This is a genomic window from Sphingobium indicum B90A, from assembly GCF_000264945.2.
Classification (GTDB): domain Bacteria; phylum Pseudomonadota; class Alphaproteobacteria; order Sphingomonadales; family Sphingomonadaceae; genus Sphingobium; species Sphingobium indicum.
Window position 1 is genome coordinate 630,716 of record NZ_CP013070.1, and the last position, 20,675, is coordinate 651,390.

A 20,675-nucleotide genomic window follows, 5' to 3' on the forward strand; every position below is an offset into this window, starting at 1 on the left:
GACAGTCTCCGGAAGTCATGGCGGGCGCCGGGCCGAACGCGCCGAAGAAAACGGGAAGTCGCGACCCCATGTGAAGCCAGTTTTGATGGGCGCCGCGGGGGCAATCCCGCCGCCACATCCGCGCCCCTGGCGCCGGGAGAGAAAAGTGGATGAAACCAATCAAGTTGCGACTGCTGCGGCCGCCGCCGAAGTGCGGAACAGGTCGGGCGCCCGGACGATGCTCTGGATATTGCTCCTGGTCTATATTTTCAACTTTCTCGACCGGCAGATCGTCAACATCCTGGCAGAGCCGATAGCCAGGGATCTTTCGCTGTCCGACACCCAAATCGGCTTGATGACGGGCCTGGCCTTCGCGCTTTTCTATACGGTGTTGGGCATTCCCATCGCCCGGTTCGCCGATCGCCCCACGACCAATCGCGTCGGGCTGATCTCCATCTCGCTCGCGACCTGGGCCGGGATGACGGTGCTGTGCGGCATGGCCCATAATTTCATCCAGCTCCTGCTCGCCCGCATCGGCGTCGGCATAGGGGAGGCGGGCTGCACCCCGGCGGCGCACTCGTTGATCAGCTCCACGGTCGAACCTTCGAAGCGTTCGTCGGCCATCGCCTTCTATGGCCTCGGCATTCCCATCGGCACCCTGTTCGGGCTGGCCATAGGGGGCTTCGCCAACGATCTGTGGGGATGGCGCTTCGCGTTCATGCTGGTGGGGGCTCCCGGCATCCTGATGGCCATGGCCCTGCCCTTCCTGATCCGGGACGAGCGCAGACGGCCGGCGGCCGCTCCTCCGGCGCCTGGGGCCGACCTGACCGTCGTCGGCGCCCTGCGGGAGGTGTTCGGCACGCGCACCTTCCTTCACCTCGCCATCGGAGCCTCTTTCACGGCCTTCCTCACCTATGGCAAGAATGTCTGGGCCTTGATCCTGTTTCAGCGCTCGCACGGCCTCAGCGTGGGAGAAACGGGGCTGTTGCTTGGCATCGCCATCGGCGCGGCGGGGATCGTCGGCACCTGGCTGGGCGGTTACATGGCGGACCGTTTCGGCCGCGTGGACAAGCGGCATATGCTGACCACGCCCGTGATCGGCATGGCGCTCGGCGCTCCCATTCTCTTCCTCGGCTATTGGATCGACGAATGGCATATCGCCCTCGTGCTGATCTTCATACCCACGGTGTTCAACGCATCCTATTACGGCCCGACCTTCGCCTGCCTGCACGGGCTCGTGCGGCCGGAGGCGCGGGCGATGGCCAGCGCCATACTTCTGTTCATGCAGAATCTGGTCGGGCTGGGACTGGGGCCGCTTCTGTTCGGCATCTTGTCGGAAATGCTGAAGCCCGCCGTCGGGACCGAAAGCGTGCGATATGTCCTTTATGGCGCGGCATGGCTGGGCCTGATCCCCGCCTTCTTCCTGTGGCGCGCAAGCCTGCGCCTCAATAGCGAACTGAAGTCGGGCTGAAGCCGGGAAACGGCTCCTGGAAATGCTTGCGCGGCCAGGCTCCTGCTACGCGCCGCCGGCAAGCGCCCTGATCCGGGCGGCAAGTGAAACGAGGCGCGGCCCGACATCGTTCCGCATCTCATTCTCATTGGTCCGGAAAGCCGGAACGGCGCACACCAGCGCCAGGCATTCCCCATCGGCGGTCCGCAGCAGCGGAGCCGCCACCGCCAGCGTTTCGGCCCGCCAGGACGAGGCGAAGCAGAAACCGTCCGTCTTGCAGTCCTCCACGCCCTGGTCGGCCTCCGCCTTTCCGTCGGCCAGTTGCGGGGCGGTCTCCAGGGTCCGCTGGTGAAGCGCGGCGCGCTCCTCCGGCGACATGAGCGACAGGATCGCGCGGCCGATGGCGGTGCGATAGAGCGGTACGGAAAATCCTATGTCGGAAATATAGTCGGGCAGCGCCGTGTCGTCCGATCGCGTGACGTCCAGCATGATGGCGTTGAGGTCGTTCGACATGGCGATCGACACGTTGCCGCCGGCCCGCACGGCGAAATCGCGCATGAAGGGGCGCGCGATCTGCCGGATCTTGAACCGCGCCAGCAGCGGATAGGCCACGGAAAGAACCTGGGAACCCACGCGATAGGACCCGCTTTCATTGAGGCCCAGATAGCCCAGTTGGACCAGCGTGTTGGTCAGGCGCGAGACGGAGGATCGCGGCATTCCCGTCCGGGCGGAAATCTCCGAATTGCTGAGCCACGCGTCATCCGGGCGGAATGCCGCAAGAACCCGCAAGCCCCGCTCCAGCGTCGTGGCGAAGAAGGGGTCGGAATATTTGGAGGAACGCTGTCTCGTGATCGATCCCTGGTCTTCGGCCGGCACAGATTTTCCCACTTCCATCCCCTCGCGTCCGATTCGCCTGTCGGCGCCCGCGCACCAGCTTCCGCAATTACACAGGAACTGGAGCGGCCAAAAGCATCCTCCTGATAGGCCATGCCGAGAAAATTTAAAAGTTCCGACATACCGACGATAATCCTTTGACAGTTTCGATATATGGAACTATTATGACTTATCATTCAAGCTAAACCGTGGGGGAGGCGCCGGATGCAGCAAGCCTGCATCCGGCCCGGCCTGAGCCGCGGGTCGCACGAAATGGAATATTCCCAGCATGAGCATGGCGCATAACGATGTCCGGACTTCGTACGATTATATCGTGATCGGCGCTGGATCGTCGGGATGCGTCGTCGCCAGCCGGCTCAGCGAAAGCGGGGAACATTCGGTGTTGCTCGTCGAAGCGGGCGGCCCGGACACGCTGTTCTGGATGCGGGCTCCGCTGGGGACCGGGCAGATGCTGCGCCGGACCGACGTGATCTGGCCCTATGAGACGGAGGGGGTGCCAGCGCTCAACGGCCGAAGGCTGAGCTGGCCGCGGGGCAAGGTCGTCGGCGGTTCCAGCTCCGTCAACGGCACCATCTTCATCCGGGGCCTGCGCGAGGAATATGATCGCTGGCGGCAAATGGGCAATATCGGCTGGGGCTATGACGATGTCCTGCCATTCTTCAAGAAATTCGAGAATTTCAAGGGCGGAGACCCGCGCTACAGGGGGCGGGGCGGCCCGATTTCGGTGGAGCGCCTCAGGCTGGATCTGCCGGTCACCGGCGCGTTCCTGGATGCGTGCGCGCAGGCCGGCATAGCGGCCAATGCCGACTATAACGGCGCGTCGATCGAGGGGGCGAGCCCGTTGCAGTTCAACACCCGCTATGGACGGCGGCAAAGCGCCGCCGTCGGTTATCTTTCCCCGGCCATGAAGCGCAGGAACCTGCATGTCCTGGCGAACACGCGGGTCAGGAAGATCGATGTCGTCGGCGGAAGCGCCAGCGCCGTGGTCTTGCAGAACGCCGGCGGGGAACAGACCATCCGCGCCGATAGAGAGATCATCGTCAGTGCAGGCGCGATCGGTTCACCGCAGTTGCTGGAGCTTTCCGGGATCGGCAACGGGTTCATCCTCAAAGATGCCGGCATCCCTGTCGTCCACCATTTGCCCGGCGTTGGCGAGAATTTGATCGATCACCTGCAAACCCGCATCAGCCTGAAGGCCAGGAATACCGCCGGCCTGAACGAACTGGTCCGCAATTACCTGTTCCGCATGAAGGTGGGGGCGGAATGGCTGTTCCTGGGCCGGGGGCTGATGTCGACCCCGCTCGCGTCGGCGCATGCCATCGTGCGGTCCCGTCCGGATGCTCCGATGCCCGACCTGAAGCTCCAGCTTCACCATTTCAGCGGCCAGGATCGGATGGCCTACAGCAAGGATCTGGGGATCGACCCGCATCCCGGCCTGACGATAGGCGTCGTCCAATTGTCGCCGCGATCGCGCGGCCATCTCCACATATCCTCGCCCGACGCGAATGCCGCGCCCCTCATCTACCCCAACCAGTTCGAGGACGAAGAGGATGTCCGGGTTCTGACCGCGGGGATCAGGATGGCGCGGACCATCGCGTCGCAGGATGCGCTCTCCAGATTCGTCGTGACGGAATTGCGGCCCGGCGCGGCGGCTTCCTCCGATGAGGAGATCAAGGAATATATCCGGCAAAGCGGCCAGACCTCCTATCATCCGATCGGCACGTGCAAGATGGGGCGCGACGACTGGGCGGTGGTCGACGATCGGCTGCGCGTCAGGGGGGTCGACCGGCTTCGGGTTGTGGACGCCTCCATCATGCCGACCATGCCGTCCTCCAACACCAATGCGGCCGCCCTGATGATCGGGGAAAAGGGCGCCGATCTCATCCGCCGGACGGCGGCGTGAGGCAGCCCCCATCACGCATTCTCAATCCTGGAGAGGATCATTGGCAGAGATCGTTCGGCGTTGCGAGGAAGCAATATCGCTCGGCCTGAAATGGCTTGTCGAGCGCGTATCGGACAGCGGCGAGCTTGAAGGCAGCGAGTCCATATTGTTCGGCTATTACAAGGCTCTCCTGACATTGACCGTCGCCGGCCGCTATCTGGAGGCGGAACGCGTCGCGCGCAAGATAAAGCGGGACTTCTACCGGGACGGGCAGTTCGGGGGCGAGCAATATCCGGCTGCGACGGTCGGACCGATCTACCGGGATTCGTGGCTGACCTGGGGAGCCCATCTGGCCGGTCGCTACGACATGTCCGTTCCGGCGGCGAACGCCATAAGCCGGCAGCTTTGCCCGACCACGGGCGGCGTCCTTGTCGACGGACAGGGGCGGGTCGTCGATGTCGGCCTGACATGCTGCGCCCTGACGGCGCTGCTCGCCGCTGGGAGGAGCCATGAGGTCGCGAAGGGAGCCGATCTGGTTCGCGCCCTTGTCGAGGACCAGCCCGAACCCAGGGAGGCGTTATATTTCCGGTGGTCGCCTGAAAGGGGATATGTGCGGCCGGCGGCGGGGGAGGATGGCAGGGGCTGGACGGTCCGGCGGTCGGAAAGCGGGCAGATATATTGGTATATCGGATATGCTCTTGCGTTGATGGCGCAGATGAACCTGCTGACGGGCGAGCGCAAATGGGTCGATGCGGCGGAAAAGCTGCTGGCGTTCGTGAACGGATGCCATCCGGAAATATCTGAATCGACCTCCAACGGCAAGATCGCCTGGGGCTGCGCCGAGCTGTTCGCCGTGACCGGGGACAACGGGTTCAGGGATGTTTCCGCGCGCATGACGCAATGGATATGCGATGTCCAGGCGCAGGACGGCCGCTGGTATAGATCGCCCGACCAGTCGACCCCCGTCGCGTTCGACGCCACGTTCGAGCGCGTCTTCTATCTCAGCCGGATTGCGCGGGCGCTCCAGCGGTAGATAAGGGAAACAGCATCCGCGGCGCGCCGGGGATATGGGAGAATGGCCGTGATGAAGCTCAAAGACGTCTATCCGCTCTATCTCAATAACCGGGCGGCGCAGCCCAATGCCGACCTGGCGGTGACCGACAAGTTCACCGGGGAGGTCGCCTTCCGCACCGCGCTCGCGACGCCGGAGATCATCTCCGAAGCCATCGCCGGGGCCGCGCGCGCAGCCGAGCCGATGGCGCGGCTGGCGAGCTTCGAACGGCGAGACATACTCGCCCATTGCGTCACCCGCTTTCAGGAGCGCTTCGACGAACTCGCCTATGCCTTGTGCGTCGAGGCGGGCAAGCCCATCGCCGACAGCGAGGGGGAGGTCGGCCGCCTGATCGACACCTTCCGCATCGCTGCCGAGGAAGCGACCCGCAATTATGGCGAGGTCCAGCCGCTCGACATTTCGGCCCGCGCCAGGGGCTATATGGGCATGTGGAAGCGCGTGCCCATCGGCCCGTGCAGTTTCATCTCGCCGTTCAACTTCCCCCTCAACCTCGCCGCGCACAAGATCGCCCCGGCCATCGCGATCGGCTGCCCCTTCGTGATGAAGCCCGCGTCGCTGACGCCGCTGGGCGCGATCATCATGGGGGAAGTGCTCGCCGAATGCGACATATTGCCGGAGGGCGCGTTCAGCATCCTTCCCGCATCGCGCGCGGGCGCCGACCTGTTCACCACCGACGACCGGCTTAAGCTGCTCAGCTTCACGGGTTCGCCGGACGTGGGCTGGGACTTGAAGGCGCGGGCGGGCAAGAAGAAGGTCGTGCTGGAACTGGGCGGCAACGCGGCGGTCGTCGTCGACAAGGATGCCGACCTGGACCATGCGCTGGCGCGGATCATCTTCGGCGGCTATTATCAATCGGGCCAAAGTTGCATCCATGTGCAACGCGTGATCATCCACGAGGATATTTACGACAGGTTCCGCGACATGCTCGCCGCGAAGGTCCGGACCCTGAAATCCGGCGATCCCAAGCTGCGCGACACGTTCATAGGCCCCATGATCTCGGTCAACGAGGCCAGGCGGCTGAAGGGCTGGATCGACGATGCGGTCGCGGTGGGCGCGACCCTGCTCGCAGGCGGCGGATGCGAAGGCAACATGCTGGAAGCCGCCTTGCTGGAAGACGTCCCCAACGACACCGACCTCGTGCGGGAGGAGGCCTTCGGTCCGGTGGTCATCCTGTCGAAATTCTCCGACTGGAGGGCCGCGCTCGCCGAGGTCAACGACAGCAAGTTCGGGCTTCAGGCCGGGCTGTTCACGCGCGACATCCACAAGGTGCTGGAGGCGTGGGACCATCTCGACGTCGGCGGCATCGTCGTCAACGACGTGTCGAGCTACCGCGTCGACAACATGCCCTATGGCGGGGTCAAGGACAGCGGGCTGGGGCGCGAAGGCGTGCGCTTCGCCATGGAGGACATGAGCGAAATCCGCAACCTGGTGATCCGGCGAAGCTGACGCGGCCGTGGCATTCGGGTCGACGCGGTCCGATCAATCCCCGGCGCTCGACGGAAGGGCCTTTACCGCCGGCGATTTCGGCGCTTATGCCGGTTCCATGACAGATATGCTTCCCACAGGCCGCGCCGCCGCGACGGTGGTCATCCTGCGCGACCGCCCCGGCGCGGACGCGGAAATCCTGATGGTGGAGCGCGCATCCAGCATGGCCTTCGCAGCGGGCGCGCTGGTCTTTCCGGGCGGCGCGGTGGATGCCGGCGACCATGCCCTGGCCGCGACGATCGCCGACGGCCTGCCGTTGGACGAAGCGGCGGCGCGGATCGCCGCCGTGCGGGAGACGCTGGAGGAAAGCGGCCTCGCCATCGCCTTCACCTCGCCGCCGGGGCCGGACCGGATCGCCGTCATGCGGCGGGCGCTGGCGGCGGGGGCGGGGCTGGGCGACATACTCGACGACCATGGGCTGGAAATCGCGCTGGATAGGCTGCTGCCCTTCGCCCGCTGGCATCCCGCGCATCTGGAACAGGCGCGGCGGGTATTCGACACCCGCTTCTACATCGCCCGGGCGCCCGAAGGACAGGTAGCGAGCGTCGATGCGACAGAGAATGTGGCGCTTTTCTGGAGCAGCGCGGCGGACATGCTGGCGCGTTGCGACCGGGGGGAGGGGCAGGTCATCTTTCCGACGCGGCGCAATCTGGAGCGGCTGGCCCGATTTGCCAGCTTCGACGATCTGGCCGCCCACGCCTTGTCGATCCCGGTCGAAACCGTGACGCCCTGGCTTGAGGAAAGGGATGGAAAGCCGCATCTCTGCATCCCCGATCATCTCGGCTATCCGGTGACGGCGGAACCAATCGGGACGGTCCGGCGTGCTTGAGCCATGCGACGAATCCATGTCTTCCTGCGCCGCCTGGTCCATGTCGCGGCGATATTGATCCTTTGCCTGGTCGGTTATGCCTATGTCGCCCGCCAGCCGCAGAATCTTCCCTGGACGCGCCTAGACCTCTCCCAGCCCGTCGGCCTCTTCACCGGGCGCAAGCTCGCCATGCTGGCCGCCCGTCCGGCCGAATGCCGGGCCCTGCTGGATCGGGCGGGCGTCGCCTATGCGCGGATGAAGCCGGGCGGCGAGGGCCGTTGCGCCTATGCCGACGCCGTGCGGCTGGCGCCGGCCGACGGCGCCATCGCGCTGGAGCCGGCGGCGGTGGCGCCATCCTGCCCGGTTGCGGCGGCGCTCAAGCTCTGGGAATGGCAGGTGGTCCAGCCCGCCGCCCAGCGCCATTTCGGCCGGGCGGTTCGGAAGGTCACGCATTTCGGCGCCTATAGCTGCCGCCGCCTCTATGGACGCAGTGCCGGGGATTTCAGCGAGCATGCCACCGCCGACGCCATCGACGTGGCGGGTTTCATCCTGACCGATGGCCGTCGGATCGGCGTCGCGGCGGACTGGAAGGGAGAGGGGAAGGAAGCGGATTTCCTGCATGAGGTCCGCGACGGCGCCTGCGCGCTGTTTTCGACGGTCCTGTCGCCCGATTACAATGCGGCGCATCGCGACCATCTGCACCTCGACCAGGCGGAGCGCGGCGCATGGGGCGCGCGCGCCTGCCGTTGAGGGCCTGGGGCCATCGACATTCAGCCCTAATCCAATATCGCCCTCGAACATGGGGCATGGAGGGTCTATGATCCCCGCGCCTTTCAGGCAGGAGAGGACGCCATGCCGCAATTCGTGATCGAACGGGACATGCCGGGTGTCGGTGGATTATCGCCCGATCAGCTCAAGGACGCGTCGCAGGGATCCTGCAATGTCCTGCGCCAGCTTGGCCCGGACATTCAGTGGGTTCACAGCTATGTGACGGACGACAAGATTTACTGCGTCTATCGCGCGCCCAGCGAGGAACTGATCCGTCGGCACGCCGAAATGGCGGGGTTTCCGGCGAACAGCATCGCCCGGATATGCGCGACGATCGATCCGACGACGGCGGACTGATGCGTCGGGGAAGTGGGGATGCAGGGTGAGGCGCCGCCGCGCCCCTTCGCGGAAGCAGGCGACGGCGGAACGATCGCCGGGCCGAACCCTATTGTCGCAGCCTTTCGATCGCCTGCGCCAGCGCGACATAGAGCTTGCCCATGTCGGAGGAGAGGATCGCCACGCCCAGCGCATTGCCGTCGCGGGCCGACAGGATGATCCGCAGCATCGATTCAAAATCGTGGATATAACGGTTCACATGCTCCTGAAATTCAGGATCATTGTCGTAATGCAGGGCGATTTCGCGGGACTCGCCCGCGTCCAACAGCTTGACGGCGCGGCGGGTGAAGACGCCGCGGTCGCCCTTCAGATAGGCTGACCAGGCCGAATCCGTCACATCGTTGGACAGGATCTTCGAAACGTCGATGGCCGTGCTGTTGAGCGATTCGATGATCAGCGCGGACCGTCGCGCGAAATGGTCGCGGTCGCGGTCTTCGGCGGCGCGCTCGGCCTCCTCTATCCGCGCCTCCACGCTGGCGCTGGTGTCGGCGATGGTCAGTAGCTGGCGCGTCAGGCGGTCGGATGCCTGATGCGCGGCCCTCACCGCTTCCTCCGCCACCCTGGCGACCATTTCGATCTGGGCCGTGACCTTTTCGTCGATGGCGCGCTGCATCGCCTGCTCGCTGGCGTCGGCAAGCGCCTCCGCCGCTTCGGGAATGGCGCGGCTCAGCGCCTGGCGGGCGCGTTCGGCGGCCTGGTCGGCGGTGTCCTTCACCCGCAGCAGCGCGGTGACGAGCAGCGGACCGGCTCCCTCGGTGATGCGGGTGGCGTCCTGATGCGCATTGTCGAGCGCGGTGCGCAGCTTCTCCACCAGTTCGCGATTGGCGTCGACGCCGCTCTGCGTGCTTTCCAGCCATTCGGTCAGGCGTCGGCCCTGTCCGCGCAGCAGTTCCTCGGCCTCCTGGGTGCGGCCGAGCAGCGCTTCGGAGATCGCCTCCAGCCGCTCCATTTCCGGCGCCGCGCTGTCGAGCAGGGTGCGGCTGGTCTCGATCCGCCCGTTGAAGCGCTGGAGCGCGGCGGGGAAGGTTTCGTCGAGTTCGCGCACGCTGGAATCGAGCGCCATCATCAGCGTTTCCGCGCTGCCGATCAGCTTTTCGGCGGTCATGCCGCCAGCCCCCAGCGCGGCGTCGATGCGCTGCGTTTCGGCGGTCAGGCGCGACAGCGCTTCGGTCAGCCGCTCATTGCGGGCGAGGGCGGACTGTTCCATCGCGGCAAAGCGCGACTGGGCGGAATCGACCGCCTCGTCCAAGCTGCTTTGCAGGCCGGAGACAAGCGCCCGCTGGCCCTCGACCAGATCGTTGATCTGGTGCAGGCGGCTTTCGATCTCGCCCACATGGTCCGCGAGATGGGCGACGGTGTCATCCCCGATGGCGGCGATGCTGTCGCGCGACCGGGCTATCAGCGCCTCCAGCGCCTCCTCGTGGCGGGCGATGCTCTCGTCGCTCAGCCTGATGCCTTCATAGGTTTGCGCAATGGCCGCTTCCACCCGGCGGCGCAGTTCGGCCTCCACGGTCTCGGCGTCGCGCGCCAGTGTGGAAAGGGCGGATTGGCTGGTGGCGGCGATGCCGGCCTGCGCGCCCTCTATCAGCGCCTTGAGCGACGCGGCCTGCGCGGTCAGATTGGCATCGACCGCCGCCATGGTTTCCTGCGCCCGCCCATGGGTGGTTTCCAGGCGGTGCAGCACGTCGATCTCGACGCGGTTCAGTTCCTGCGTCAGCAGGGCGATGACCGACTGGGCGGTCTCCGCTATTTCCGCCTTTGTCCGGTCGGTGAGGCCGCTCAGCAGGATCGACTTCTGTTCGATGTCGAGCCGGCTCTCCTCCATCGCCTTGCGCGCGCTCTGGGTCGTCGCCTCGATCCGGCCCGAAGCGACATCGGCCATGCCGGTCACTTCCTGCGCGGCGGAGCGGGTGGCTTCCTGAAGTTCGGTGAGCTGGCTGGACAGGCTCTTGGTCGCGGAAAGCGTCCGGCTGCGGGCGTCGTCGGAAATCTCGCCCAGCGCATGCAGCCGCGCCTCCAGCATGTCGATGCGTTCCGCCAGCGCATGACCATTGTCCATGATCTGCGCGGACATGCGGGTTGCGCGATCCTCCAGTTCCGGGATGGCGGCGACCAGCGCCTCCATGCGCTGCACGAGCGCCAGCCCGGCGCGTTCGGCGGCCTCGGCGCGTTCGGCGGTGCTGTTGGCCCGGCTCGCGATCAGTTCGGCCGAAGCCTCCATATTGCTGCTGGCGGCGGCGCCATAGCTGTCGAGCAGTTCCGCCTGGTCCTGCATGCTCTGGCGCGCGGTTTCCAACTGGGCGGCGATTCGCGCGACCCGCAGTTCCAGCAGTTCCGCCTCCGTCCGGAGGGCGCGGGCGGTGTCGCGATAGCGGCGGGCTTCGCTCCGGCTGTTCCGCAAGAGCAGCAGGTAGCAGACGCCCAGCAGGATAAGCGGGACCAGGATGGTCGCAACCAGCCCCGGCCACGCCGCAGGCCCGGCGCGCCATTGCCCGGAGGACAGCGTCGCCCAGCCGGAAAAGCCGATCCAGCCAAGGCCGGCGGCGAGCAACGCCCAGGTCGGGGCGCGCATGCCATGGCCTTCGCTTTCCGCGGGCATGCCATCGTCCTCCAGGTCCAGGACGGCCTGTTTCAACAGCAGGGCGTCGTCCGCCCGCGCCGCGTCATCGATCGCCGCGTCCTTGTCCCGCCAGAATTCGACGATTGTGCTGCCCCCGTTCATGCGGCCCATCCTAGCAGCTTTTGCGCGTACGAAAATGCCCTGTTACCAAAACTTAACGCAAGCCAGATAGCGTTGACCCCATGTCCTATGATCCAGGCGCCCTGAATGCCGCTCTTGCCGCCGCTGTCGGCGACGACAGACCGCTGATAGAGGATCTGCGCGTCGCCTTCATCGAAAGCGCCGAACGGCAGGTCGATCTGCTGGGGCGGTCGCGCTGCGACGCGAACTGGCAGCTTGCCGCCTGGCGGCTGAAGGGGCTGGCGGCCAGTTTCGGCCTGACCGGCCTGATGGCGATGGCCGATGAAGCGGCCGACGCCGCGCCGGGCGACCCGCGCATATTGCGGCGGCTGCGCGCCGCGCTCGACGACCTTACGCAACGTTGACGCGTCAGGCTGCTTGCGCGATGCCCTCCGCCTTGTAAAGGTGGACTGAACAAGGATCGGGTCGGTTTCATCACGCATGACTTTTGCGGCTATTCTCAGCGCAAGCCGGGCTGGCGGCGATTCGACCGGGTCGCTGCGCGCCAGCCTGCATTTCGCCGGGCAGACTCTGGTGGAATATCAGGCGCGGCAGGCGGTGCGCGCCGGGGCCGACCGGGTGATGATCCTGGTCAGCGTCATCACCCCGGCCCTGTCGCAGGCCGTGGACCGGCTGTCGGCCGACGGCATCGCCGTCGCGCTGGTCCGCGACATGGTGTCGATGGTGCGCGACGCGCCCCGCGACGCCGACGCCCTGCTGGTCGCGGACGGCGCGATCATCGGACAGGCTTATTTCGAGGCTATGGCCGCCCATCAGGGCGATGCCCTGCTGGTGACGGACGACAGCCGGGCGAGCGCGCCGTTCGAACGGATCGACGCCGGGCAGCGCTGGGCGGGCCTCGTCCGGGTCAGTCCGGACCTGCTGTTCAACACGCTCGACATGATCGGGGACTGGGATCTGGCGCTGACGCTGGTGCGGGGCGCGGTGCAGGCCGGCGCGCGCCGGATCACCGTGCCGCAGGACGACCTGATGGAGGGCCGCGTCGCGCTGGTGGAGACGCAGGAGCAGGCCGATCTGGCGGCGCAGGCGGTGCTTGCCGGCGGACCGCGGCTGCGGCGCGTCCGGGGCGCGGCCGAACAATATCTGCTGGGCCCGGCGGCCCGGTTGATCAGTCCGGCGCTGATGCGCATGCAGGTTCCGGCATTGCAGGTGCGGATCGCCGCCATGGCGCTGGGCGCGATCGCGCTGGTGCCGATCGAACTGCTCTGGACCGGCACCGGCTTCTGCCTGCTGCTGCTGTCGCTGCTGCTGGCGGAAACGGCGGACAGGCTGGACGAAATGGCGTTGCGGCCGCTGCCCATGGGCTGGCTGGCCTTCGTCGCGCCGGCCTTCGCGCTAGGCGGGATCGCCTTGGCGGGGGGAGGGACGACGGCGACCTATCTCGCGCTGATGCTGGTGATCGTCCAGATGGCGGATCGCTGGCAAAAGGCCGGGCCGCTGCGGCCATGGATGATCTTCACGCCCGCCAGCGCGCTCATTCCGCTGCTGCTGGCTTCGGCGACCGGAGCGTTGGCGCCGATGTTCGACCTGGCGATGCTGTGCGCCATCGCGTCTGTGGGAACGATGATCCTGCTCCGCCGGAATTGAACGATTTTGCTCGTTACGGTTTAGTGCATTTTAACGACGTGCCATTATGCTGGCCGGCATGAGCGCCTATTCGTCCCTGATCGGATCGACCCGGGCGGACTGCTGGCCGATGGCGCAAGTCATGGCGGGCATGTCCGCCGTGCCCGTCGGCCATGCCATTGATCTGGCGTTTTTCTTTCCCGACGACGGACGGGAACGGCACGACGCGCTGGTGGCGGAGACCCGGCGGCATCTGGGCGGGTGCCTGACCGCGATGGAGATCGGATTGCGCCTGGCGCTGGAGGAAACGCGGGAAATCGCGGCGGCCCTGGCGCAATGGCCGCAACCCGTCTGCTGGCCGACGCTGCGCGCCCAGCCGACCCTGCTGGGACCGGCGCTGCTCGCCCATATGCAGATGCGGGGCGGGATCAGCCTGATGCTGCGTCAGTTCGGCGGGCCGGACGGCGGTTCGGGCGAATCGGAAGCGGACTCGCTGTTCCCCGCCGACGATCCCGCGCTGGGCGAGGCGCTTGCCGCGCTGATGCTGGCGGAGGGGCGCTGGCTGCTGACGGCGGCGGAGGATCAGCCGATGCAGCCCGATCTGCCTGCCGGTTTCTTCGCGGAGCTGTTGTGGACAGCGGCCGCCTGCCTGGCGGCCATCGTCCAGCGGAGCGGCCTGAGCGAGGCGGAATCCGTGGTGCCGCTGGTCGAGGCCGCGGCGCAGCGCCAACTGGCCCGGCATGATGAGGCGACCGGGCCGATCGCCGCGGCGGACCGGCTGGTCGGCCGATTGGGCGATCGCGCCGATGCGCCCGAAATAATGGCGGCCGCCCTGCAGCACAGGCATTTCCTGCTGTTCGCCGCGCTCGCCGGGCGGCGGTTGCGGATGGAGAGCGCGCAGGTCGCGGACATCCTGGTCATGGGTCCGGTGGGGCAGGTTGCGGCGCTGTGCCGCGCGCTGGGAGGATCGGACAGCGATTACCGGCAATTATTGCTGGCGCTGCGGCCGGTGCGGCCCTCCTTGTCCGATGCGACCATCGTTGGAGAAGCCATGCGCTATCAGGAATTGAGCGTGGCGCAGGCCGATGCCGCGGTGGGCGCCCTGCGCGCGCCCGCCGCGCTGCGGGCCAAGTTGGATCATCTGCGGCGGATCGCCGGTTGATGAACATGCCGGCGCATCCCGCCATCATCCGAGCGACGGTCGCCGCGGACGGCCGGCTGCTGAGCGCGGATGCGCCCGTGCTCGCCTTGCAGCAGGAGGCAGGAGGAGACCTCGGCAGCGCGCTGGCGATCCCGCAACTGGCGGCGATGGCGCGGCTGGCGGCGCATCTGGGCATCGCCCTGTCCCGTCCGGTCGTCGCCGCGGCGGAGCGCGGCGACATCGACATGTGGGTGCGGGCCAAGCCGGAAGCCGAACGGGTGCAGCTTTCCATCATCGATTGGCATGAGCGGCAGGCAGTCGCGGCGCCGCTCGATCTGGCGCGGCGGGAAACAGACATCGCCGCCCTGTCCGACGGCTGGACATGGCAGATCGACACCCAGTTGCGCTTCCAGATGGTGCTGGAGGGATTGGGCGGAGAGGGCGCCTTGCCGTCCGCACCGCCCCTGCCGGGCAGCCGCTTCACCAGCTTTTTCGAGCTGCGCGCCGATGCGGACGGCGACCTGGCGATCCTGCGCGGCTTTGCCCAGCGGCGCGCCTTTCGCGACCAGGTGGCCGGGTTGACCAGCGATCCGGCGCAGCGTTTCATCCTGTCGGGCTTTCCGATGTTCGACCTTGCGGGCCAGTTGGTGGGCTATCGCGGCAAGGCGCTGCCCGTGGACCGCGCCGTCGCCGCGCCGCTCGCCACGCCGGAGCCGCTGCTATTCTACCCCGCCGAATTCGGGAAACGGCTCGACCGTTACCTGCGTCGGCCCCTGGGGCGTATTATCGCCAATGCCGATTCGATCGGCGCCCAACTGGAAGGGCCGCTGCGGCCGGATTATCTGGGTTATGCCGGCGACATTTCGGCGGCGGGGCGGCATCTGATGGCGCTGATCGACGATCTGGCGGACCTGCAGGCGATAGACCGGCCGGATTTCAGCGTGGCTGCGGAAGAGATCGACCTGGCCGATGTCGGGCGGCGCGCTGCCGGGCTGTTCCTGGTCAAGGCGCGGGACCGGGGGATCGGCATCCTCGCGCCCGCGCTGGAGGAGGCGGAGCCCGCCATCGGGGAATTCCGCCGCGCCTTGCAGATACTGATGAACCTGGTGGGCAATGCCGTGCGTTATGCGCCCGAAGGATCGACGGTGCGGATCGAAACGGGCCGGCTTGGCGGCCAGGCCTGGATCGCGGTGCTGGACCAGGGCGACGGCATAGCGGCCGACAGCCGGGAGCGGATCTTCGACAAGTTCGAACGGCTCGGCCGCGGCGACGCGGGCGGCAGCGGCCTTGGCCTCTATATTTCGCGGCGGCTGGCGCGCGCCATGGGCGGCGACATTCACATCGACGACGCGCCCGAAGGCGGCGCGCGCTTCACGCTGCTGCTTCCCGCTTTGCAGAACTGAGGCAAGGGACGGCGGGCATCACCCCCTTGCTTTCAAGCGCCCCCAATCTGAGCGCTTGCCGATAGCCCGATCCGCGCTATGTCCGTCCCGGATCATCAGGGCAGGAGACGGCATGGGCCGCATCGTCGGGAAAATCGTGAAAGGCCTGGGCGTCGCGCTGCTGTTCCTGACGGTCGCCCTCTGCCTGGCGGTGACCATCGTCCCGCCCTTTCTCGACCGCATCTATTATGAGGGGCCGGTCAGCCGCCATTATGACGGCGCGCGCTTCTTCAATCCCGACGGGGAAATCCGCTCTCCCGCGCCGCCGGGCAGCAACCCGCGCGGCTTCATCGCCCGCTGGCTGCTGGGCCAGGACGACCGGCCCTCCTGGCCCGACATGGTGGCGGTCAAGCCATCGCGCCCGCCTGCCTTCGCCGCGCCGCGGGGCATGGTCGCCACCTGGGTCGGGCATGCGACCGTGCTGGTGCAGGCGGCGGGCCTCAATATCCTCACCGATCCGATCTGGTCGGACCATGCCAGTCCCCTTCCGCCGCTGGGGCCGAAGCGGGTGGCGCAGCCGGGCGTGCGCTTCGACGACATGCCGAAGATCGACCTTATCCTCGTCAGCCACAATCATTACGACCATATGGACATCCCCACGCTGAAAAGGCTTTGGGAACGGGACCGGCCAAAGATCGTCACCAGCCTGGGCAACGACGCGATACTGAAAGCGAACGGCATCCCGTCGACCGCGCTCGACTGGGGGCAATCGGTCAGCGGCGCGGCGCTGGGCGGCCTGGGCGACGACACGGTGATCCAGTGCGAAAATTACGAACATTGCCCGGATTATCGCGTCCATGTTCTGCGCAATCATCATTGGAGCAGCCGCTGGGGCACGGACCGCAGCCGGGCGCTCTGGTCCAGCTTCTTCATCAGCACGAGGGCGGGAAATATCTTCTTCGCGGGCGACACGGGCGCGGGCGACATGGCCTGGCCTGACGAAGCGGCGCGGCTGGGGCCGATAAGGCTGGCGCTGATTCCCATCGGAGCCTTCCGTTTCTGGCCCGGCCAGATGCAGTCGGACGCGCATGTCGGACCGGAACAGGCGGTGCGGTTGTTCGGGAAGCTGGAGGCCTCCACCGCCATTCCCATCCATTGGGGGACGTTCCGCCTTTCCTATGAGAAATGGGACACGCCGCCCAGGATGCTGGAGCTTTATCTGCGCTGCGCGGGCATTGAACGGCGTCGCTTCGCGCCGCTCAGGGTTGGGCAGTCGATCCAGGTGCCCGGCTGGTCGCCGGTGCGGCGCGGAGAGCGGCGGTGCGACCGCCGCGCGATCGCGGGACTGGAGTAGCTTGCCGCCGCCGGGATGGCCGCTGCCGGCCGTTTCGCGTCATCGGCCTCTTTCGGGCCAGTGGAAGGCCATGCCGCTTTCCCCCGATTGCGCGCCGTCCGCGTCAAAGCGGCGCTCCGCGATGACGCCTTGCCCCTGCGCGTCCACCGCGACGATGGTGCTGCATCGCGTGCCATAGACGGGATTTCGGATGAAGATGGGCGACACCATCGCCTCGGCCGGAACGTCAGAGGGCGCGTCGGGGGCGATGCCGGCATGGGGCAGGCTTTCCGCGCGGAGAGCGTCGAACAGCGTCAGCGGATCGTCGGCTCCCGCGACCAGCCAGTCGAGCAGGGCGGATTTCAGGGCCAGCGTCTTGGGCCAGGGCGCGTCGAGCGTGCCGTTGGAAAGGCCGTAAAGGCCGGGCGCAAGGTCGGTGCGCAACGGGGCGGGGCGGTTGGTCAGGAACTGCGCCCGATCCCCTTCGACCAGGATCAGGTTGAACGGATTGAAATCCGCCGGCGGAGCCGCTTCCCGGCCGCTCAGAAGGTCCGTAACCAGCGCGCCGCGAGAGGCGCGATCGGGATGGGGATCGCCATGGCCGCGCAGGTTGGTGACGATCGCGGCGCGCCCCTGTTCCGACACGCCCAGCCAGGTTCCGCCGGACAGCAGGTCGCGCCCCGCGATCAGATGGTCCGGATTCTCCCACCGGGCGAGCGGCGCCGCCGGGCGGGCGTGGAGTTCGTCGCGATTGCCGATCAGGATCAGCCGCCAGTGCGGGTGCGCGTCCCACGCCATCGCCATGATGCACATGCCTTTTCCTCCCGATTCAGCGGCGGCTTGATAAACGGTCCGCGCCTCTCCATATAGGCCCGTGCCGGGTTCGCCCGGCTATGGTGATAAATTGTGTCGTGCAATAGGCGCAGCGGACCCGGGGGCGGTACCCGGCGGCTCCACCACATATCCCCTTTCGCGAGGGGGTGTCTGACGGGGCCGAACTAGGATCGACGTGTGTTGAAAAGCGATATTTTCACCCGGCCTGAGTAAGCCGTAAAAAGGTTCAAAACTCACAAGTGCCAACGATAACGAGGCTCTTGCTCTTGCTGCGTAATTGATGGCCTTACGGCCAGACATTACTCAAAAAGAACGCGGTTGAACCCACCGGGCAACAGAAGGGAATTCAGCGGCCTCCGGAGGGGCCGGGCAACAGAACCCTCCGGACCCTTCTTCCCGAAAATCCATGTCCCCGCCAGCCGCCTATCGCGGATCGTTCAGCCCTGCGCGCTCCTGGCGCGAATCGGAAGGGGCCGTAACCCCTTCATTCGATTACACTTTTATGACAGTTCGAAGTAAAAGTCATAAGACATTGAAAATAAAGTGATAAAAATCCTTTCCAGGGGTTTCCCGGACCCTTGTCGCCATGTCATCAAAGTGAAATACTGATGGCTATTGTAGAAGGTTTTTTCAGGAGAAACGGAATGGCGAAGGCGGCAGCGATTCTGGCCCTTGGGCTGGCGGCGATGGCGCCGGCCATGGCCTTCGCGGCGACGGAGGAGGTGGTCGTGGTCGGCGTGCCCGACGGCCGTCTCGCCGCCGGCGCGCTGGTCGCGGGGGATTACGGCCGCGCCGCCCGCCGCCTGGAAGCGGTCCGTCCCGATGCGGCGAACGATCCGGCCCGTCTCATCAACCTGGGCAATGCCTATGCCGGCATGGGCCGCATCGATGCTGCCCATGCGGCCTACAAGGCCGCCCGGTTCGCGCCGGACACCCCCCTGGTGACGGCGGACGGCAACGAGGCGTCGTCGCGGGACATCGCCCGCCGCGCTCTCGGCCGGCTGAACGCGCAATACGCCATGCGCTGAAAAAAGGCGTCAGGCGGAAGCCCTGGGTGCAGGGAGAGGGGGCGTCGTCCGCTACCGGACGGCGCCCCTGCCGCGTTCGCCGTCACGCGAATGAAAGAATAGTCTTCAAACTGTCATCTCAAAGACGCCGTTTCGTCACGGAATCAAAATGAGCCTGTCATCTGACGAGCCTAGCTGCCGCCTCGGAGGGCGACAGGGGGCGTTGTCCGATTCTAGTTCCCCTTGGCGCTCCGCATTCCATCACATGCCGGCAAAGCCGGAAGCGGAGACGACATGGCCAAGTTCAACCGACTGCAAACCATCCTGATGGCAGGCTGCGCCTGCGCGGCGCTCGGCGCATGCGGCGCGGACGACATCGCTTCGCCCGGCGAAGGCACCATCGTGCTGCCCACCCCCACGCCCAGCCCCACGCCCACGCCGACTCCCACGCCGACGCCGACGGCGGTGACGCCGGCTTCGAGCTGCCCGACGATTGCGGGTTCCGACCAGTTGACCGACCTTGGCACCATCACCGACGGCAGCAACACCTGGCGGAACTGCGGCTTTCCCGCGCGGTTCAACAGCACCACCGCGATCGCCAAGGCCGCGGGCGTCATCTATTCCCTGCCGGGCCGCGTGGACGTCGGCACCGATCAGGGCGCCGCGAGCACCGGCACCAACGTCACCCTGTCGATCGACCCGGGCGTGGTGGTCTTCGCCAGCACCGGCAACGCCTATCTGGCGGTGAATCGCGGCAACAAGATCAATGCGGTGGGCACCGCGACAAGCCCCATCGTCTTCACCAGCCGCGAGAATGTGACCGGCGCCGCCAACGACCAGTCATCCGGGCAGTGGGGCGGCATCGTGCTGCTCGGCCGGGCGAAGATCACCGATTGCGACGCGCCGGCCGCAGCGCCGGGCACCACCGCCTGCACGCGCGACACCGAAGGCGCCAGCAACGCCATTTACGGCGGCGCGGACGACGCCGACAGTTCCGGCCGGTTGAGCTATGTCCAGATCCGCTATTCGGGCTTCGTGCTGTCGAACGGCAAGGAGCTGCAGGGCCTGACTCCCTCGGGCGTGGGCACCGGCACGCAGATCGACCATATCCAGGTCCATAACAGCTCGGACGACGGCATCGAGGTGTTCGGCGGTTCGACGCACATGAAATATCTGGTGCTGACCGGCAATGAGGACGACAATCTGGATACCGACGTGGGCTTCCGCGGCACGGCCCAGTTCATCATCTCCGTCCAGCGCGCCAACGCCAATATCGGCGACACCTTCACCGAGACGGACTCCAATGGTTCGACCACGAACAGCAATGCCAGCGAGGACGCGCTGCCCCGCCAATATCTGAAGGTGGCGAACTTCACCCATATCCAGCGGTCGAACACCGGCGATGACGGCGCGACCATGATGCTGCGCGGCGGCGCCGACCTTGCCATGGTGAACGGCATCATCGTCAGCCCCGACCAGAGCTGCCTGCGCATCAACAGCGCGTCGACCGTGCGCGATGCCGACCCGGCGCTGCAGGACGCGGGCAAGCCGCGCTACCTGTCGGTGGTCATGCAGTGCAACGCCACCCCGTTCAAGGGCACCGGCGGCGCTGACGTGGCGCTGGTCCAGTCGATCTTCACGACCGACCCGAACAGCACGTTCACCTACACGCCGTCGCTGACCAGCCTGTTCGTCAACGGCGCGACCGAAACCGCCCGCACCGCGATCGACCCCAAGACGGTCGACAGCGCCTTCACCACCACCAACTATGTCGGCGCGGTGAAGGACAGCAACGACAGTTGGTATGCCGGCTGGACCTGCAACTCGGTGACGGCGAGCTTCGGCAGCAGCAGCAAGAACTGCACGGCCATCCCGACCACCTGATCGGTTCCTGACCTCAACAGGGGCGGGGAAGCG

General features: G+C 66.6%; 17 protein-coding genes and 1 other RNA gene. 15 read left to right on the forward strand and 3 right to left on the reverse strand.

What is annotated here, in order from left to right; all coding sequences use genetic code 11:
* The first annotated feature begins 145 nt into the window (after positions 1–145).
* Positions 146–1,450: a spinster family MFS transporter gene (locus SIDU_RS03230; protein WP_007682743.1), complete on the forward strand. Its 1,305-nt coding sequence runs from the start codon at positions 146–148 to the stop codon at positions 1,448–1,450.
* A 45-nt stretch (positions 1,451–1,495) separates the two neighbouring features.
* Here SIDU_RS03230 and SIDU_RS03235 read toward each other — a convergent pair whose 3' ends face one another.
* Complete coding sequence (locus tag SIDU_RS03235; protein ID WP_233431864.1) at positions 1,496–2,305, reverse strand: IclR family transcriptional regulator; 810 nt, start codon at positions 2,303–2,305, stop codon at positions 1,496–1,498.
* Positions 2,306–2,591: 286 nt separating this feature from the next.
* Here SIDU_RS03235 and SIDU_RS03240 point away from each other — a divergent pair, with 286 nt between their 5' ends.
* The 6 genes from SIDU_RS03240 (at position 2,592) to SIDU_RS03265 (ending at position 8,695) form a co-directional block, all read left to right on the forward strand.
* Complete coding sequence (locus SIDU_RS03240) at positions 2,592–4,226, forward strand: GMC family oxidoreductase (protein WP_007688449.1); 1,635 nt, start codon at positions 2,592–2,594, stop codon at positions 4,224–4,226.
* 40 nt (positions 4,227–4,266) lie between these two features.
* Entirely contained in the window at positions 4,267–5,238 is a 972-nt protein-coding gene (locus SIDU_RS03245; protein WP_007688447.1) for a hypothetical protein, read from the forward strand.
* Positions 5,239–5,280: 42 nt separating this feature from the next.
* Positions 5,281–6,723, forward strand: coding sequence for an aldehyde dehydrogenase family protein (locus tag SIDU_RS03250; RefSeq protein ID WP_007688446.1), 1,443 nt, complete (start codon positions 5,281–5,283; stop codon positions 6,721–6,723).
* 106 nt (positions 6,724–6,829) lie between these two features.
* Positions 6,830–7,591 (forward strand): NUDIX hydrolase, encoded by a 762-nt coding sequence (locus tag SIDU_RS03255; RefSeq protein ID WP_039980422.1) that lies wholly within the window; start codon positions 6,830–6,832, stop codon positions 7,589–7,591.
* Between the two features lie 3 nt (positions 7,592–7,594).
* Positions 7,595–8,320 carry an extensin-like domain-containing protein gene (locus tag SIDU_RS03260; RefSeq protein WP_007688442.1) on the forward strand — a complete coding sequence of 242 codons (726 nt, stop codon included), beginning with the start codon at positions 7,595–7,597 and terminating at the stop codon, positions 8,318–8,320.
* Between the two features lie 102 nt (positions 8,321–8,422).
* Complete coding sequence (locus tag SIDU_RS03265; protein WP_007688441.1) at positions 8,423–8,695, forward strand: DUF4242 domain-containing protein; 273 nt, start codon at positions 8,423–8,425, stop codon at positions 8,693–8,695.
* Between the two features lie 88 nt (positions 8,696–8,783).
* Here the strand turns inward: SIDU_RS03265 and SIDU_RS03270 are convergent, their stop codons facing one another.
* Positions 8,784–11,456, reverse strand: coding sequence for a coiled-coil domain-containing protein (locus SIDU_RS03270; RefSeq protein ID WP_007688439.1), 2,673 nt, complete (start codon positions 11,454–11,456; stop codon positions 8,784–8,786).
* Between the two features lie 80 nt (positions 11,457–11,536).
* Here SIDU_RS03270 and SIDU_RS03275 point away from each other — a divergent pair, with 80 nt between their 5' ends.
* The 5 genes from SIDU_RS03275 to SIDU_RS03295 all read left to right on the forward strand — a co-directional run bounded on the left by SIDU_RS03275 (position 11,537) and on the right by SIDU_RS03295 (position 16,938).
* Positions 11,537–11,839, forward strand: a complete 303-nt coding sequence (locus tag SIDU_RS03275; RefSeq protein WP_007688437.1) for a hypothetical protein — start codon at positions 11,537–11,539, stop codon at positions 11,837–11,839.
* A 76-nt stretch (positions 11,840–11,915) separates the two neighbouring features.
* Complete coding sequence (locus SIDU_RS03280) at positions 11,916–13,082, forward strand: hypothetical protein (RefSeq protein WP_007688436.1); 1,167 nt, start codon at positions 11,916–11,918, stop codon at positions 13,080–13,082.
* Positions 13,083–13,128: 46 nt separating this feature from the next.
* Complete coding sequence (locus tag SIDU_RS03285; RefSeq protein WP_007688435.1) at positions 13,129–14,223, forward strand: DUF2336 domain-containing protein; 1,095 nt, start codon at positions 13,129–13,131, stop codon at positions 14,221–14,223.
* The gene (locus tag SIDU_RS03290) at positions 14,223–15,605 is read left to right on the forward strand and encodes a sensor histidine kinase (protein WP_007688434.1); all 1,383 of its coding nucleotides are present in this window, start codon (positions 14,223–14,225) and stop codon (positions 15,603–15,605) included. Before SIDU_RS03285 ends, SIDU_RS03290 begins: the two co-directional genes overlap by 1 nt.
* 112 nt (positions 15,606–15,717) lie before the next feature.
* On the forward strand, positions 15,718–16,938 hold the full coding sequence (locus SIDU_RS03295) for an MBL fold metallo-hydrolase (protein ID WP_073507117.1): 1,221 nt from the start codon (positions 15,718–15,720) through the stop codon (positions 16,936–16,938).
* A gap of 39 nt (positions 16,939–16,977) precedes the next feature.
* On the opposite strand, the gene SIDU_RS03300 is transcribed toward SIDU_RS03295, so the two are convergent.
* Positions 16,978–17,730 (reverse strand): NRDE family protein, encoded by a 753-nt coding sequence (locus tag SIDU_RS03300; RefSeq protein ID WP_037511739.1) that lies wholly within the window; start codon positions 17,728–17,730, stop codon positions 16,978–16,980.
* Positions 17,731–17,753: 23 nt separating this feature from the next.
* Between SIDU_RS03300 and ssrA the strand changes: the two genes are divergently transcribed.
* The 3 genes from ssrA to SIDU_RS03315 all read left to right on the forward strand — a co-directional run bounded on the left by ssrA (position 17,754) and on the right by SIDU_RS03315 (position 20,642).
* Positions 17,754–18,100, forward strand: a transfer-messenger RNA (tmRNA) gene (gene ssrA / locus SIDU_RS03305).
* Positions 18,101–18,395: 295 nt separating this feature from the next.
* Complete coding sequence (locus SIDU_RS03310; protein WP_007688431.1) at positions 18,396–18,779, forward strand: hypothetical protein; 384 nt, start codon at positions 18,396–18,398, stop codon at positions 18,777–18,779.
* 273 nt (positions 18,780–19,052) lie between these two features.
* A complete protein-coding gene (locus SIDU_RS03315) occupies positions 19,053–20,642 on the forward strand; it encodes a hypothetical protein (RefSeq protein WP_007688430.1) in 1,590 nt (529 codons plus the stop codon).
* Positions 20,643–20,675: the final 33 nt, after the last annotated feature.

Bases quoted from the DNA above. Each gene is read 5' to 3' on its own strand.
- SIDU_RS03310 (WP_007688431.1), top strand. From the start codon at position 18,396: ATGGCGAAGGCGGCAGCGATTCTGGCCCTTGGGCTGGCGGCGATGGCG.
- SIDU_RS03290 (WP_007688434.1), top strand. From the start codon at position 14,223: ATGAACATGCCGGCGCATCCCGCCATCATCCGAGCGACGGTCGCCGCG.
- SIDU_RS03240 (WP_007688449.1), top strand. From the start codon at position 2,592: ATGAGCATGGCGCATAACGATGTCCGGACTTCGTACGATTATATCGTG.
- SIDU_RS03285 (WP_007688435.1), top strand. From the start codon at position 13,129: ATGCTGGCCGGCATGAGCGCCTATTCGTCCCTGATCGGATCGACCCGG.
- SIDU_RS03265 (WP_007688441.1), top strand. From the start codon at position 8,423: ATGCCGCAATTCGTGATCGAACGGGACATGCCGGGTGTCGGTGGATTA.
- SIDU_RS03295 (WP_073507117.1), top strand. From the start codon at position 15,718: ATGGGCCGCATCGTCGGGAAAATCGTGAAAGGCCTGGGCGTCGCGCTG.
- SIDU_RS03250 (WP_007688446.1), top strand. From the start codon at position 5,281: ATGGCCGTGATGAAGCTCAAAGACGTCTATCCGCTCTATCTCAATAAC.
- SIDU_RS03275 (WP_007688437.1), top strand. From the start codon at position 11,537: ATGTCCTATGATCCAGGCGCCCTGAATGCCGCTCTTGCCGCCGCTGTC.
- SIDU_RS03270 (WP_007688439.1), bottom strand. From the start codon at position 11,456: ATGAACGGGGGCAGCACAATCGTCGAATTCTGGCGGGACAAGGACGCG.
- SIDU_RS03255 (WP_039980422.1), top strand. From the start codon at position 6,830: ATGCTTCCCACAGGCCGCGCCGCCGCGACGGTGGTCATCCTGCGCGAC.
- SIDU_RS03260 (WP_007688442.1), top strand. From the start codon at position 7,595: ATGCGACGAATCCATGTCTTCCTGCGCCGCCTGGTCCATGTCGCGGCG.
- SIDU_RS03315 (WP_007688430.1), top strand. From the start codon at position 19,053: ATGGCCAAGTTCAACCGACTGCAAACCATCCTGATGGCAGGCTGCGCC.
- SIDU_RS03300 (WP_037511739.1), bottom strand. From the start codon at position 17,730: ATGTGCATCATGGCGATGGCGTGGGACGCGCACCCGCACTGGCGGCTG.
- SIDU_RS03280 (WP_007688436.1), top strand. From the start codon at position 11,916: ATGACTTTTGCGGCTATTCTCAGCGCAAGCCGGGCTGGCGGCGATTCG.